The organism is Solwaraspora sp. WMMD937 (genome assembly GCF_029581175.1).
Lineage (GTDB): Bacteria > Actinomycetota > Actinomycetes > Mycobacteriales > Micromonosporaceae > Micromonospora_E.
On record NZ_CP120738.1, the window covers coordinates 3,228,598 to 3,242,099 of the forward strand.

Annotated in this window: 14 protein-coding genes; 11 read left to right on the top strand and 3 right to left on the bottom strand. The window is 71.8% G+C overall.

What is annotated here, in order from left to right:
- The first annotated feature begins 49 nt into the window (after positions 1-49).
- From O7621_RS14085 to O7621_RS14095, 3 genes are all read left to right on the top strand, one after another.
- Entirely contained in the window at positions 50-1,672 is a 1,623-nt protein-coding gene (locus O7621_RS14085) for an acetolactate synthase (RefSeq protein WP_282234369.1), read from the top strand.
- A gap of 114 nt (positions 1,673-1,786) precedes the next feature.
- On the top strand, positions 1,787-2,827 hold the full coding sequence (locus tag O7621_RS14090; RefSeq protein WP_282234370.1) for an ATP-binding cassette domain-containing protein: 1,041 nt from the start codon (positions 1,787-1,789) through the stop codon (positions 2,825-2,827).
- Positions 2,824-3,639 (top strand): ABC transporter permease, encoded by an 816-nt coding sequence (locus O7621_RS14095; protein WP_282234371.1) that lies wholly within the window; start codon positions 2,824-2,826, stop codon positions 3,637-3,639. The genes O7621_RS14090 and O7621_RS14095 overlap by 4 nt, the downstream gene beginning before the upstream one ends.
- A 39-nt stretch (positions 3,640-3,678) precedes the next feature.
- On the opposite strand, the gene O7621_RS14100 is transcribed toward O7621_RS14095, so the two are convergent.
- From O7621_RS14100 to O7621_RS14110, 3 genes are read right to left on the bottom strand one after another with little or no spacing between them, the layout of a single operon-like run.
- Positions 3,679-4,104: a PLD nuclease N-terminal domain-containing protein gene (locus O7621_RS14100; RefSeq protein ID WP_123600376.1), complete on the bottom strand. Its 426-nt coding sequence runs from the start codon at positions 4,102-4,104 to the stop codon at positions 3,679-3,681.
- A 36-nt stretch (positions 4,105-4,140) separates the two neighbouring features.
- Entirely contained in the window at positions 4,141-4,476 is a 336-nt protein-coding gene (locus tag O7621_RS14105; RefSeq protein WP_282234372.1) for a DUF202 domain-containing protein, read from the bottom strand.
- Complete coding sequence (locus O7621_RS14110) at positions 4,469-4,858, bottom strand: DUF202 domain-containing protein (protein ID WP_282234594.1); 390 nt, start codon at positions 4,856-4,858, stop codon at positions 4,469-4,471. Before O7621_RS14110 ends, O7621_RS14105 begins: the two co-directional genes overlap by 8 nt.
- A gap of 33 nt (positions 4,859-4,891) precedes the next feature.
- Between O7621_RS14110 and O7621_RS14115 the strand changes: the two genes are divergently transcribed.
- The 8 genes from O7621_RS14115 (at position 4,892) to ligA (ending at position 13,371) form a co-directional block, all read left to right on the top strand.
- Positions 4,892-5,296 carry a hypothetical protein gene (locus O7621_RS14115; protein ID WP_278167647.1) on the top strand — a complete coding sequence of 135 codons (405 nt, stop codon included), beginning with the start codon at positions 4,892-4,894 and terminating at the stop codon, positions 5,294-5,296.
- A 221-nt stretch (positions 5,297-5,517) separates the two neighbouring features.
- The gene (locus O7621_RS14120) at positions 5,518-6,297 is read left to right on the top strand and encodes an electron transfer flavoprotein subunit beta/FixA family protein (RefSeq protein ID WP_282234373.1); all 780 of its coding nucleotides are present in this window, start codon (positions 5,518-5,520) and stop codon (positions 6,295-6,297) included.
- Between the two features lie 14 nt (positions 6,298-6,311).
- Positions 6,312-7,274: an electron transfer flavoprotein subunit alpha/FixB family protein gene (locus tag O7621_RS14125; RefSeq protein ID WP_282234374.1), complete on the top strand. Its 963-nt coding sequence runs from the start codon at positions 6,312-6,314 to the stop codon at positions 7,272-7,274.
- A 104-nt stretch (positions 7,275-7,378) separates the two neighbouring features.
- Complete coding sequence (locus tag O7621_RS14130) at positions 7,379-8,575, top strand: cysteine desulfurase family protein (RefSeq protein WP_282234375.1); 1,197 nt, start codon at positions 7,379-7,381, stop codon at positions 8,573-8,575.
- Between the two features lie 62 nt (positions 8,576-8,637).
- Positions 8,638-9,711, top strand: coding sequence for a tRNA 2-thiouridine(34) synthase MnmA (mnmA, locus tag O7621_RS14135; RefSeq protein WP_282234376.1), 1,074 nt, complete (start codon positions 8,638-8,640; stop codon positions 9,709-9,711).
- Positions 9,712-9,752: 41 nt separating this feature from the next.
- Positions 9,753-10,802 carry a methionine synthase gene (locus tag O7621_RS14140; RefSeq protein WP_282234377.1) on the top strand — a complete coding sequence of 350 codons (1,050 nt, stop codon included), beginning with the start codon at positions 9,753-9,755 and terminating at the stop codon, positions 10,800-10,802.
- 88 nt (positions 10,803-10,890) lie between these two features.
- Positions 10,891-11,052 carry a hypothetical protein gene (locus O7621_RS14145; protein WP_282234378.1) on the top strand — a complete coding sequence of 54 codons (162 nt, stop codon included), beginning with the start codon at positions 10,891-10,893 and terminating at the stop codon, positions 11,050-11,052.
- Between the two features lie 132 nt (positions 11,053-11,184).
- Entirely contained in the window at positions 11,185-13,371 is a 2,187-nt protein-coding gene (gene ligA / locus O7621_RS14150) for an NAD-dependent DNA ligase LigA (protein WP_282234379.1), read from the top strand.
- The last annotated feature ends 131 nt before the right edge of the window (positions 13,372-13,502 follow it).

Genomic DNA, 13,502 nt, shown 5'->3' on the forward strand with positions numbered 1-13,502 from the left:
TCGGGGGCGCGCCGGCCGGGCGGGCCCGGGGCGACGGGAGGCATCGGCGATGGCGGAGCGGATCGAGGGACACGGCGGGACGTTGGCGCTGGCCGCCGCCCAGGCGTACGGCGTACGCGAGCTGTTCACCCTCTCCGGCGGCCACATCTTCCCGCTCTACGACGCCGCACACGCCGCCGACTTCCCGATCTACGACGTACGGCACGAGCAGACCGCCGTCTTCGCCGCCGAGGCGGTGGCGAAACTGCAGCGTCGTCCCGGGCTGGCCGCACTCACCGCCGGCCCCGGCGTCACCAACGGCATCTCCGGTCTGACCAGCGCCTTCTTCAACGCCGCGCCGGTGCTGGTGCTCGGCGGCCGGGCACCGGCGTTCCGCTGGGGGTCGGGCAGCCTGCAGGAGATCGACCACGTACCGCTGGTCGCCCCGGTCACCAAGCACGCCGCCACGGTCGCCGCGACCGACGACGTACCGGCCGCGGTCGGTGCCGCGCTGTCCGCCGCGCTCACCCCGCACCGCGGCCCGGCCTTTCTCGACCTGCCGCTGGAGGTGATCTTCTCGACCGCCGAGGTGACCGCGCCGACCGCCGACGCGGTGCCGGTGGTCGAGCCGGACCCGGACGAGGTCGCCCGCGCGGCCCGGCTGATCGCCGCCGCCGACCGTCCGGTGATCGTCGCGGGTTCCGACGTGTACGCCGGGGACGCCGTCGCCGCGTTGCGGGAGGCCGCCGAGGCGCTGCAGGTGCCGGTCTTCACCAACGGCATGGGGCGTGGGTCGCTGCCGCCGGGGCACCCACTGGCCTTCGCGAAGGCGCGGCGGGTCGCGTTCGGTCGGGCCGACGTGGTGGTGGTGGTCGGCACCCCGCTGGACTTCCGGCTCAGCTTCGGTGACTTCGGCGCCGCCCAGGTGGTGCACGTCGTCGATGCGCCGAGCCAGCGGGCGACCCACGTACAGCCGGCCGTTTCGCCCGCCGGTGACCTGCGGCTGATCCTGTCCGCGTTCGCTGACCACTCCGGCGACCGCGCCGACCACACCGGCTGGCTGGCCGACCTGCGCGCCGCCGAGGAACAGGCCAGGGCGCGGGACGCGGTGGAGCTCGCCGCCGAGTCCGACCCGATCCGCCCGTCGCGGATCTACGGCGAACTGCGGGCGGTGCTCGACCCGGATGCGGTCACCATCGGCGACGGCGGTGACTTCGTCTCGTACGCCGGCCGCTACCTGGAGCCGTCGGTGCCCGGCAGTTGGCTCGATCCCGGCCCGTACGGCTGCCTCGGCACCGGCATGGGCTACGCGATGGGTGCCCGGCTCACCTACCCGGACCGGCAGGTCTGCGTGCTGATGGGCGACGGCGCGGCCGGCTTCTCGCTGATGGACGTCGAGTCGCTGGCCCGGCAGAAGCTGCCGGTCGTGATCGTGGTCGGCAACAACGGCATCTGGGGGTTGGAGAAGCATCCGATGCGCGCCATGTACGGCTACGACGTCGCCGCCGACCTGCAGCCGGGGCTGCGCTACGACGAGATCGTCGGGGCGCTGGGCGGCGCGGGGGAGACGGTCACCAAGGCCGGCGACATCGGTCCGGCGCTGCGTCGGGCCTTCGACGCCGGGGTGCCGTACCTGGTCAATGTGTTGACCGACCCGGACGACGCCTATCCCCGCTCGTCGAACCTGGCCTGAGTGCTGGTCGGACCCGGCCTGACGGATCGTCGACCCGATCTGGTCGGCAAATGCTTGGCGGAATGTCGGTCCTGTCGTTCATTGTGGGTCTGCAGACAAACGACAGGAGTGAGGATGTCGCACGCGATCTGGGCCGAGGGCCTGGTCAAGCGATTCGGCTCGACGACCGCGTTGGCCGGGGTGGATCTCGCGGTCCGTACCGGCACCGTGTTCGGGCTGCTCGGGCCGAACGGGGCCGGCAAGACCACCGCGGTCCGGGTGCTCGCCACCCTGTTACGGCCGGACGCCGGGCACGCCCGGGTGCAGGGCTTCGACGTGGTCGGCCAGGCTCACCAGGTCCGCCGGTCGATCGGCCTGACCGGGCAGTACGCCTCGGTCGACGAGACGCTGACCGGCGTGGAGAACCTGATCATGATCGGTCGGTTGCTGGGGTCGTCGCGGCGTGACGCGCGTTCCCGTGCCCGGCAACTGCTGGCCGAGTTCCAGCTCACCGATGCCGCCGATCGCGCGGCGAAGACCTACTCGGGCGGTATGCGCCGCCGCCTCGACCTGGCCGCCAGCCTGGTGGGACGGCCCCAGGTGCTGTTCCTCGACGAACCCACCACCGGGCTGGACCCGCGCAGCCGCAACGAACTGTGGGAGTTGGTCCGTGGGCTGGTCGCCGGTGGAGTGACGGTGCTGCTCACCACCCAGTACCTGGAGGAGGCCGACCAGCTGGCCGACGAGTTGGCCGTGGTCGACCACGGGCGGGTGATCGCTGGCGGTACGCCGGAGGAGCTGAAGGCCAAGACCGGTGCCCAGGTCCTCGTGGTGCGCCCGACCGATCCGAAACAGTTGCCGACGGTGCTGACCGCGCTGCGGGACCTGTCCGGCAACGAGCCGTCGTTGGCCCAGACGACGGTGACGGTGAGCACCGCCGATGCGGACCTGCTGCCGGCGGTGGTCCGCCGGCTTGACGAGTCCGGGGTGAAGGTTGGTGAGCTGGCGTTGCGCAGCTCCAGTCTGGATGAGGTCTTCCTGTCGCTCACCGGCCACCGGGCCGATCCGGGCTCCGGCGGCTCGGCGGCCGGCACCGGCGAGCGACCGACGCCGGCGACCGGGCCGGCCGGTACGGGGGCACAGCCGACCACCGCCACCATGGAGGGAATCCGTTGACCGCCACCACCGTCACCCCGCCCGAACTGCCCGGCCGGCACCAGTGGGTCAGTCCGGTGGCCGGGCTGCGGCACACCGGCACCCTGGCCTGGCGGAGCCTGGTGCAGATCAAGCACAACCCGTTGGAACTGCTCGATCTCAGCGTCCAACCGCTGATGTTCCTGCTGCTGTTCACCTATGTGTTCGGCGGTGCGATCGCCGGCACGCCGGGGGAGTATCTGACCTTCGCGTTGCCGGGAATCATCGTGCAGAACGCCCTTTTCGCGACGATGACCACGGGGTTCGGGCTGAACACCGACCTCACCAAGGGGGTGTTCGACCGGTTGCGGTCGTTGCCGATCGCCCGGTGGGCGCCGCTGGCCGGGCGAATTCTGGCCGACACCGTCAAGCAGGCTTGGTCGGTGCTGCTGCTGCTGGGTGTCGGGATGATCCTCGGCTACCGGGTCGAGGGTGGTCCGGTCGGCCTGCTCGGCGCGTTCGCGCTGATCTTGGCCTTCACGCTGGCCGCGTCGTGGATCTCGGTGCTGGTCGGGGTGATGGTCAGCGAGCCGGAGAAGGTGCAGATCTTCGGCTTCATGGTGATCTTTCCGCTGACCTTCACCAGTAACGCATTCGTGCCGACCGAGACCATGCCGGGCTGGCTTCAGGCCTGGGTCGAGGTCAACCCGGTGACGATCCTCGCCGACGGCCTGCGTGGTCTGCTCAGTGGCGTGCCCGTCGCCGGCCCGGTCGGCTATTCGCTGCTCTGGGCAGCCGGCATCGCGGCGGTGTTCGCGCCGCTGGCACTCGCCCGGTTCAAGCGTCGGGTCTGACCTGACCATCCTCCGGGCGGGCCGCTCGGGTCGCCCGAGTCAGGCACCTGACTCGGGCCGGCGGTCCTCCCGGGGGTCTGCGGCGTCCCGGCGCCGCAGGTCGTCCTCCCGGCGGCGCAGATCCTCCTCCCACCGTTCGAAGAGCTCGCGATCCTGCTTCGACTTCTCGGCGTCGAGCGCGCGCAGGAACTCGGGATCGTCGTCGGGGGCCGCCGGGCGGTTGCGCGGTGGCGGGGTGCCGGTCGGTCGGGGGACGCCGCCGAGCGGTGACGGGCTGCCGAAGCCGGGCCGGCGGCTGAGGAACCAGGCGGCCGGCCCGAGGAGGGGGATGACGATGATGACCGGCACCCAGAGCAGGCGCGGCAGGGCGCGGACGTCACCTTTCTCCGCTGAGAGGCAGCTGATCAGCGCCACCGCCATGAGCACGACGTGGAGCATGAAGAGCAGGATGAACACGCGGGCCATCCCGCTATGATGCCCCGCCCGGCGGGCTCAGCCTAGTCAGCTGAGGATCAGGATGGCGCCGAGCACCGCGTAACCGGCGGTGACCAGCCCCAGCAGGGGCACCTCCGCGCTGATCTGTCCGGCTGCCGGACGTCGTGGGCCACTGGCGTGCCGGTAGGCGTAGCTGATCAGCGCGGCCCAACCGACCACCGCGAACAGCCCGAGGAGCATGGCGGCGCCACCCCGCTCTACTGCCAACCGCATGGTCAGCGCCACCACCAGGGTGAGGGCCAGAGCCGACCGCCGCCAGGCCAGCCGGGTCCGTTCGGGCTGCAGCCCCGGATCGCGGGCAGCTGGGCTGTGTTCGTCGGCCGGCGGCTCGGGATCAGCCACTGGCCGCCTCGACCAGTACGACGATGGTCAACGCGGTGGCACCGGCACCGACACAGATGGCGAGGAACGCCGGAAACCGGGACGCCGGTAGGTCGGTGCCCAGTCGCATGGCCCGCTCGGTACGGGCCCAGTGGTCGACCGCCCGCAGCGCGACGGTCCCGCCGAGCAGCAGCAGGGTCACCGCCAGCCCTTCCCGAAGGTGGGTCACGGACAGCTCAGGCAGGAACTGCGCGATGGCCAGCCCGCCGGCGACCAACGCCAGGGCGGTCCGGATCCAGGCGAGGAAGGTCCGCTCGTTCGCCAGCGAGAACCGGTAGTCGGGCGCGGTGCCGACCCGGCGCAGCTCCTGGGGATCGAACCACCGGCGCAGCGCACTCCACACCTGGATCATTATCGCCGGCTAGACTCACTGTCTGTGGCCGAGCTGACCGATGACGAGCGAAGCACGCTGAAGACCGGCGCTTTCGGCGCTGTCTACCTGGTGTCGGCTGCGGACCCGGGGCTGGTGTCGATGGTCCGGGAGAGCTTCGCCGCCTCGGACGTGTTCGCCGGGACATCGGGTCTGGTGAACGACGTGCTGACCAGCGGCGAGTTGCCCAAGTTGGCCCGGGACACCCCGGAGGCGGTGGAGCAACTGGTGCTGCCGGCGCTGCGGCAGTCGGTGGCGGTGCTCACCGCGAAGGCCCCGCACGATCTGGAGCACTACCGGTCGGCGGTGACCGAGGCGGTCGACCGGGTGGCGCGGGCCGCGTCCGGGGTCGACCCGGCGGAGACGGCGATGATCTCCAAGATCAGGCAGGCGCTGGCCACTCCGTCCTGACCGATCCGTCCTCCTGGCCGATTCGCCACCTCTGCTGAACAGGGCGGTTGTTCGGTCCGGCCGGCCGGTCGGCGGGGCCGTTTGGCCATTGGCTACTTGCGGGTAACATAGTGGGTGGGGCATTCCACAGCGGTGCTCGGTTGACCGATCGTTAAGGAAAGCGGCAGGCTGCGCCGAGAGTGGTAGAGCAGCACCACCTACAGGAGGGGTGTCGAAGCGCGATGAACATCGTCGTACTCGTCAAGCAGGTGCCCGATTCCGGCGCGGAACGCGCCCTGCGCGGTGACGACAACACCGTCGACCGCGGGTCGGCCAACAACGTGATCAATGAGATGGACGAGTACGCGATCGAGGAGGCGCTGCGGCTGCGGGAGGCCAACGGCGGTGAGGTGACCATCCTCACCATGGGCCCGGACCGCGCGGCCGAGTCGATCCGCAAGGCGCTGTCGATGGGGCCGGACAAGGCGGTGCACGTCGTGGACGACGCCCTGCACGGCTCCTGCGCGGTCGCCACCTCCAAGGTTCTCGCCGCAGCCCTCGGCACCCTTGGGGCGGATCTGATCCTCTGCGGCGCCGAGTCCACCGATGGGCGGGTACAGGTGATGCCGCACATGCTCGCCGAGCGGCTCGGCATCGCCGCCCTGACCGGCGCCCGCAAGCTGACCGTCGACGGCGACACGCTCACCGTCGAACGGCAGAACGAGGAGGGCTACGAGGTGGTCAGCGCCACCACCCCGGCGGTGGTCTCGGTGTGGGACACCATCAACGAGCCACGCTACCCCTCGTTCAAGGGGATCATGGCGGCCAAGAAGAAGCCGGTACAGAGCCTGTCCCTGGCCGATCTGGGCGTCGCCGCCAGCGAGGTCGGCTTCGACGGGGCGACCAGTGAGGTCGTCGAGCACCGCAAGCGCCCGCCACGGTCGGCGGGGCAGAAGGTCGTCGACGACGGCGAGGCCGGCGTACGGCTGGTCGAGTTCCTGGCGTCCGAGAAGTTCGTGTGAGCGGGGAGGTTGACATGGCTGAGGTTCTCGTTGTCGTCGAGGCCACCGGTGAGTTCGGCGTCAAGAAGGTCACCCTGGAACTGCTGACCCTGGCCCGCAAGCTGGGCGGCGAGGTGTCCGCGGTGGTGCTCGGCGGGCCCGGCGCGGCCGCCGCGATGACCGACAAGCTCGGTGAGTACGGCGCCAGCAAGGTGTACGCCGCCGAGAGCGAGGAAATCGACGGTTACCTCGTTGCTCCGAAGGTGACCGTGCTGGCCGAGCTGATCGGCCGGGTGCAGCCCGGCGCGGTGCTGCTCGCCTCCTCCCAGGAAGGCAAGGAGATCGCCGGGCGGCTCGCCGTACGGCTGGACAACGGTTTGCTGACCGACGTGGTCGACCTGGCCGCCGACGGCACCGCGACCCAGGTCGCGTTCGCCGGCGCCACCATCGTCACCTCCCGGGTCACCCGGGGCCTGCCGCTGGTGACGCTGCGGCCCAACTCGGTGGCGCCCGAGCCGGCCCCGGCGGCCCCGCAGGTGGAGCAGTTGCAGGTGCGGGTCACCGACTCGGACAAGTTGGCCAAGGTGGTCGAACGGGTCGCCGAGCAGTCCGGCTCCCGGCCGGAGCTGACCGAGGCGTCGGTGGTCGTCTCCGGCGGGCGCGGTGTCGGCAGCGGCGACAACTTCAAACTGGTCGAGGAGCTCGCCGACCTGCTCGGCGGTGCGGTGGGCGCCTCCCGGGCCGCCGTCGACTCCGGGTTCTACCCGCACCAGTTCCAGGTGGGGCAGACCGGCAAGACCGTCTCCCCGCAGCTGTACGTGGCGCTGGGCATCTCCGGGGCGATCCAGCACCGGGCCGGCATGCAGACCGCGAAGACCATCGTGGCGGTCAACAAGGACGGCGAGGCGCCGATCTTCGAGCTCGCCGACTTCGGTGTGGTGGGTGACCTGAACAAGGTGGTCCCGCAGGCGGCCGAGGAGATCCGCAAGCGCAAGTGAGGTGACCGTCCCGCAGGGCGTCGTGGCCACCGCCGTAGCGACCTCACCGATCGGGTCCGGCCGCCTATCCGCCGGACCCGACCCGGCGGATAGGCTTGCTGGTGATGGCTTATCTCGACCACGCCGCGACCACGCCGATGCTCGACGAGGCGGTGGAGACCTACGTCGCCACCGCCCGTCGGGTCGGTAACGCGTCGTCACTGCACGCCGCCGGACGGGCGGCCCGGCGTACGGTCGAGGAGGCCCGGGAGCGGGTCGCCGCCGCCCTCGGCGCCCGGCCGTCCGAGGTGATCTTCACCGCCGGCGGCACGGAGAGCGACAACCTCGCGGTCAAGGGAATCTTCTGGGCACGGTCGGCGGCGGATCCTGCCCGGCGGCGGATCCTGGCCAGCACCGTCGAGCACCACGCCGTGCTCGACGCCGTGCAGTGGCTCGCCGGGCACGGGCAGGCCCAGGTGACCTGGCTCCCGGTGGACGCCACCGGTCGGGTCGACGCCCCCACCGTGCAGGCCGAGCTGGACCAGGTCGCCGACGAGCTGACCCTGGTCACAGTCATGTGGGCGAACAACGAGGTGGGCACCGTGCAACCGGTCACCGCCGTCGCGGCAATGGCCGCGCGGGCCGGCGTACCGCTGCACACCGACGCGGTCCAGGCGGTCGGCCAGGTCCCGGTCGACTTCGCCGCCAGTGGCGCCGCCGCGTTGAGCGTCAGCGGTCACAAGCTCGGCGGCCCGGCCGGCGTGGGTGCCCTGCTGCTCGGCCGGGACGTCGCCTGCACCCCGCTGCTGCACGGTGGTGGCCAGGAGCGCGACGTCCGCTCCGGCACGCTCGACACCGCCGGGATCGCCGCGTTCGCGGTCGCCGTCGAGGTGGCGGTGAAACGCCAGACCGAGCACGCGGCGCGGGTCGGCGCGCTCCGCGACGACCTGGTCCGACGGGTACGCCTGGTGGTACCGGATGTGATCTACAACGGGGACCCGAGCGACCGACTCCCCGGCAACGCGCACTTTTCATTCCCCGGCTGCGAAGGCGACGCGCTGTTGCTGCTGCTCGATGCCCAGGGCATCGCCTGCTCGACCGGCTCGGCGTGTTCGGCCGGGGTGGCGCAGCCGTCGCACGTGCTGCTGGCGATGGCCGACGACGACGAGCGGGCCCGCTCGTCGCTGCGGTTCAGCCTGGGCCACGACTCCACTGGGGCCGAGGTCGACGCGCTGGTGGCAGCCCTGCCCGGTGCGGTCGAGCGGGCCCGTCGGGCCGGCGCGGTGCGCGGCACGAAGCCGGTGCCGCCCGCCGCCGGCTGACCCGGCACCGCTGCGGGACTACCCTCGAGCATGCGGCGACGATCAGGCAGGAGATGGGTACGGTGCGAGTACTGGCGGCGATGTCCGGCGGGGTCGATTCGGCGGTGGCGGCCGCCCGGGCGGTGGCCGCCGGGCACGACGTGACCGGTGTGCACCTGGCGCTGTCGCGCAATCCGCAGACGTACCGTACCGGGGCCCGTGGCTGCTGCACCGTCGAGGACGCCCGGGACGCCCGGCGGGCCGCCGACGTGATCGGCATCCCGTTCTACGTCTGGGACATGGCCGAGCAGTTCCACAGCGACGTGGTGGACGACTTCGTCGCCGAGTACGCCGCCGGCCGTACCCCCAATCCGTGCCTGCGCTGCAACGAGAAGATCAAGTTTGCGGCGGTGCTGGATCGCGCGGTCGCGTTGGGGTTCGACGCGGTGGTCACCGGCCATCACGCCCGGCTCGGCCCCGACGGTCTGCTGCGGCGCAGCGTCGACCTGGCCAAGGACCAGTCGTACGTGCTCGCCGTGCTCAACCGGGCCCAACTGGACCGGGCGATGTTCCCGCTCGGTGACTCCACCAAGGCGCAGGTCCGGGCCGAGGCGGCGCGGCGCGGGCTGGCGGTGGCCGACAAGCCCGACTCGCACGACATCTGCTTCATCGCCGACGGCGACACCCGCGGATTCCTCGCCGACCGGCTCGGCAACGCCCCGGGCGACGTGGTCGACGCGACGACCGGCGCGGTCGTCGGCCGCCACGACGGGGCGTACGCGTTCACCGTCGGCCAGCGGCGTGGCCTGGGCATCGGGGTGCCCGCGCCGGACGGTCGACCCCGCTACGTGCTGTCGATCACACCGAAGAGCAACACGGTGACCGTCGGCCCGGCCGAGGCGCTGGACGTCGACACGGTGACCGGTGTCCGCCCGGTGTGGATCGGCGGGGACCAGCCGACCGGCCCGGTCGAGGCGATGCTCCAGGTGCGCGCGCACGGCTCGACCACCCCGGCGGTGGTCGAGCTGACCGACGCCGGCATGCACGCCCAGCTGCACCGGCCGGTCCGGGGGGTGGCCGCCGGCCAGGCGATGGTCGCCTACCGACCCGATCCGGCCGGCGACGTGGTGCTCGGCTCGGCGACCATCGCCGGCTGACCGGTAGAGTCGGCGGACGTGACCGACGCGAATGACCTGCCGTGACCCACGCGAGTGACCTGCCGGGACCGGAGCCGGCCGCGGCGGCGGACACACCGTGGCCCTGGCCGCCGGGTGCCGCCAGTGGGATCGGATCGCTGCCCGGCACCGACGTCGCCGAAGCGCAACGGATCGTCCTCGGTGAACTGCCGGGCCTGCCGCACCTGCCCGAGCTACCGGCCCGGGGGCCGGGCGCGGAGATGACCGGGCGCGGTGCCACCTTCCTGGTGGACCTGCCGGTCGAGCTGTACGCCGGTCGCTGGCGGGTCGCCGCCCGACCCGGCCGGGACCTGCGCCGCGCACTCGACCTGCGGGAACGGGACCTCGACCAGTTGACCGAGCAGGCCGACGGCTACACCGGGCCGGTCAAACTGCAGGCCGCCGGGGTGTGGACGTTGGCCGCCAGCCTCGACGTCGGCCTCGGCGGGCGGCTGGTCCGCGACCACGGCGCCGTACGTGACCTCGCCGCCTCGCTCACCGAGGGCCTGCGCGAGCACGTCGCGGAGGTGTCCCGCCGGGTGCCGGGTGCCCGGCTGCTGCTCCAACTCGACGAACCCTCGCTGCCCGCGGTGCTGGCCGGGACGCTGCGCACCGACAGCGGTCTGCACACCTATCGGGCGGTCGCCGCCGGCACCGTCCGGGACCTGCTCGCCGAGGTGATCTCCGGCGTCGGTGTGCCGGTGGTGGTGCACTGCTGCGCCCCTGGGGTGCCGGTGGGTCTGCTGCAGGCAGCCGGAGCCGTCGCGATCGCCGCCGACCTGGCGCTGCTCACCGATCTGGACTCGGTCGGTGCGGCGATCGACGCCGGGATGGGGCTGTTCGCCGGGGTGGTGCCGGCAACCGGGGAAGCGTCCGGCACGGCGGCACCGACCTCGGCGCGGGCGGCGGGACAGGTCCGTACCCTCTGGTCGATGCTGGGGTTCCCGGCGGAGCAGGCCGCCGCCCAGGTGGTGGTGACCCCGGCGTGCGGGCTGGCCGGGGCGACCGTGCCGTACGCCCGGGCGGCGCTCGCCGCCTGCCGCGACGCTGGCCGGCGGCTGTCCGAGGGCTGACCCGGCCGGCGGCCGGCGGTGGAGTGCGGTGGGGTCTCGGCCGTGGAACACTGCCACCCGGGTGCGCCTACGGTTACCGTTAGTGGCGATGAGCTACCACGGTGACAGCGACGGTGACCCGGCCGCCGGTCGGCGCGGCTGGTGGCGGATGTACCGCGGGCTGATCATCGCCGTGCTGGTGGTGGTCTTCGTGCTGTGCTTCCTGTGGTGCGCCGGGGTGGCCGTGTTCAACCTCGTCCAGGGCGAGTGACCGGGCCGGTCCGCGAGTGACCGCAGTCGGGCCGCCACACGGGTGACCGCGGTCGGTTCGCCGGCCGGTATCCGCGAATGTCGGTGCCGACCGATACGGTGCGCAGGTAGATCCGAACACGGAGGTCAGCCGGTGTCCGAGGAAGTCGTTCCGCAGCAGGTCAGCGCCGCCGGGCAGGCGCAGGCCGGTGAGGAGCCCGACGCGGCCGCCCGGGAGCGGCACGCCACGCTCGCCGAGGAGATTGATCGCCACCAGTTCCGCTACCACGTCCTCGACGCGCCGGAGATCTCCGACGGGCAGTACGACCTGCTGATCCGGGAGCTGAACCAGCTGGAGGAGCGGCACCCGTCGCTGCGCACGCCGGATTCGCCCAGCCAGCGGGTGGGCTACGCCTACGCCACCCAGTTCGCCCCGGTGAACCACGCCGAGCGGATGATGAGCCTGGACAACGCCTTCGACGACGATGAGCTCACCACCTGGGCCGACCGGGTCGAGCGCGACGCTGGTGGTCCGGTCAACTACCTGTGCGAGCTGAAGGTCGACGGCCTCGCGGTCAACCTCACCTACGAGCGGGGCGTGCTGACCCGGGCGGCGACCCGGGGTGACGGTCGGGTCGGCGAGGACATCACCCCCAACGTGCGGACCATCCGGCAGATCCCGGAGCGGCTGGCCGGTGAGGCACCCGAGTTGCTGGAGGTGCGTGGCGAGATCTACTTCCCGGTGGCCGCGTTCGACGAGCTCAACGCCAGCCTGGTCGCCCAGGAGAAGGCGCCGTTCGCGAACCCGCGCAACGCCGCCGCCGGCTCGCTGCGGCAGAAGGATCCTCGGATCACCGCCGGACGCGGGCTGCGCATGGTGGTGCACGGTCTGGGGGCGCGCAAGGGTTTCGAGCCGGTACGCCAGTCCGACGCGTACCGGCAGCTGGCCGACTGGGGGCTGCCGATCAGCCAACGCTGGCAGGTGGTCGGCGACCGCGACGGGGTGCGTGACTTCATCGCCCACTTCGCCTCGCACCGCCATGAGGTGGAGCACGAGATCGACGGCGTGGTGGTCAAGATCGACGAGGTGTCGGTCCAGCGCCGTCTCGGCTCCACCAGTCGCGCCCCGCGTTGGGCGATCGCCTACAAGTACCCGCCGGAGGAGGTCAACACCCGGCTGCTCGACATCAAGGTCAACGTCGGACGGACCGGGCGGGTCACCCCGTACGCGGTGCTCGACCCGGTCAAGGTGGCCGGTTCGACGGTCGGCTTCGCCACCCTGCACAACGCCGGAGAGGTGGCCCGCAAAGGGGTACTGATCGGCGACATGGTGGTCCTGCGGAAAGCGGGCGACGTCATTCCCGAAGTGGTCAGCCCGGTCGTCGATCTGCGGACCGGAGCCGAGCGCGAGTTCGTGATGCCGACCGAGTGCCCGGAGTGTGGCACCGAGCTGCGCTACGAAAAAGAAGGTGACGCCGATATCCGGTGTCCGAATCTTGACTGCCCGGCGCAGTTGACCCGTAAGCTGGAGTACATTGCCGGTCGCGGTGTTCTCGACATCGAGGCGCTGGGGGAGCGGTCGGCGATCGCCCTGGTCGATTCCGGTGCCGTGCAGAGCATCGGCGACCTGTTCGATCTTGATGCGGACCGCTTGTCCGGAGTCGAGTTCTTCTGCAACCAGAGCGGGGAGCTGACCGAGAACGCGAAGAAACTGCTGGCCAACCTCGCCGAGGCCAAACAACGGCCGCTGTGGCGGATCATCGTCGCGTTCTCCATCCGGCATGTCGGCCCGGTCGCCGCCCAGGCGCTGGCCCGCGAGTTCCGTTCGATCGACGCGATCGCCGCCGCGAGCCAGGAGCAACTGGTCGACGTCGACGGGGTCGGTCCGGTGATCGCCGCGGCCGCCGCCGACTGGTTCGTCGCCCCGCACGCTCAGGAGGTGGTCCGGCGCTGGCGGGCGGCGGGCGTACGGATGGTCGAGGAAGCCGGCGACGACCAGGCACCGCGCCCGTTGGCCGGCGTCACCGTCGTGATCACCGGTTCGCTCGCCGGCTACTCCCGTGACGAGGCGGCCGAGGCGGTGCAGTCCCGAGGCGGCAAGGTGAGCGGCTCGGTGTCGAAGAAGACCGGATTCGTGGTGGTCGGCGACAGCCCGGGATCGAAGTACGACAAGGCCGTATCGCTGCGTGTCCCGGTGCTTGACGAGGCAGGCTTCGGGGTTCTCCTCGAGGAAGGGCCGGACGCGGCCCGAGTGGTCGCCGTCAACGAACCGGACCAGCCGGCCGAGTCCGCCCAGCCTGCCGATCCGGCCGGTACGGCCGAGCCCGCCGCCGCCAGCTAGCGGCGCTGCGGCGCCGACCGGTCCGGACCATCGCCGGAGCTCCGACAATTGGCGGACGCCATTTCTCGACGGCCGGGAATCCCGCATCGGGCATTCGCCGACCGCGTCTCAAATCAGTCACGACCGCGCTT

Bases quoted from the DNA above. Each gene is read 5' to 3' on its own strand.
- O7621_RS14090 (WP_282234370.1), top strand. From the start codon at position 1,787: ATGTCGCACGCGATCTGGGCCGAGGGCCTGGTCAAGCGATTCGGCTCG.
- O7621_RS14125 (WP_282234374.1), top strand. From the start codon at position 6,312: ATGGCTGAGGTTCTCGTTGTCGTCGAGGCCACCGGTGAGTTCGGCGTC.
- O7621_RS14145 (WP_282234378.1), top strand. From the start codon at position 10,891: ATGAGCTACCACGGTGACAGCGACGGTGACCCGGCCGCCGGTCGGCGC.
- O7621_RS14100 (WP_123600376.1), bottom strand. From the start codon at position 4,104: ATGGCCCGCGTGTTCATCCTGCTCTTCATGCTCCACGTCGTGCTCATG.
- O7621_RS14130 (WP_282234375.1), top strand. From the start codon at position 7,379: ATGGCTTATCTCGACCACGCCGCGACCACGCCGATGCTCGACGAGGCG.
- O7621_RS14085 (WP_282234369.1), top strand. From the start codon at position 50: ATGGCGGAGCGGATCGAGGGACACGGCGGGACGTTGGCGCTGGCCGCC.
- O7621_RS14120 (WP_282234373.1), top strand. From the start codon at position 5,518: ATGAACATCGTCGTACTCGTCAAGCAGGTGCCCGATTCCGGCGCGGAA.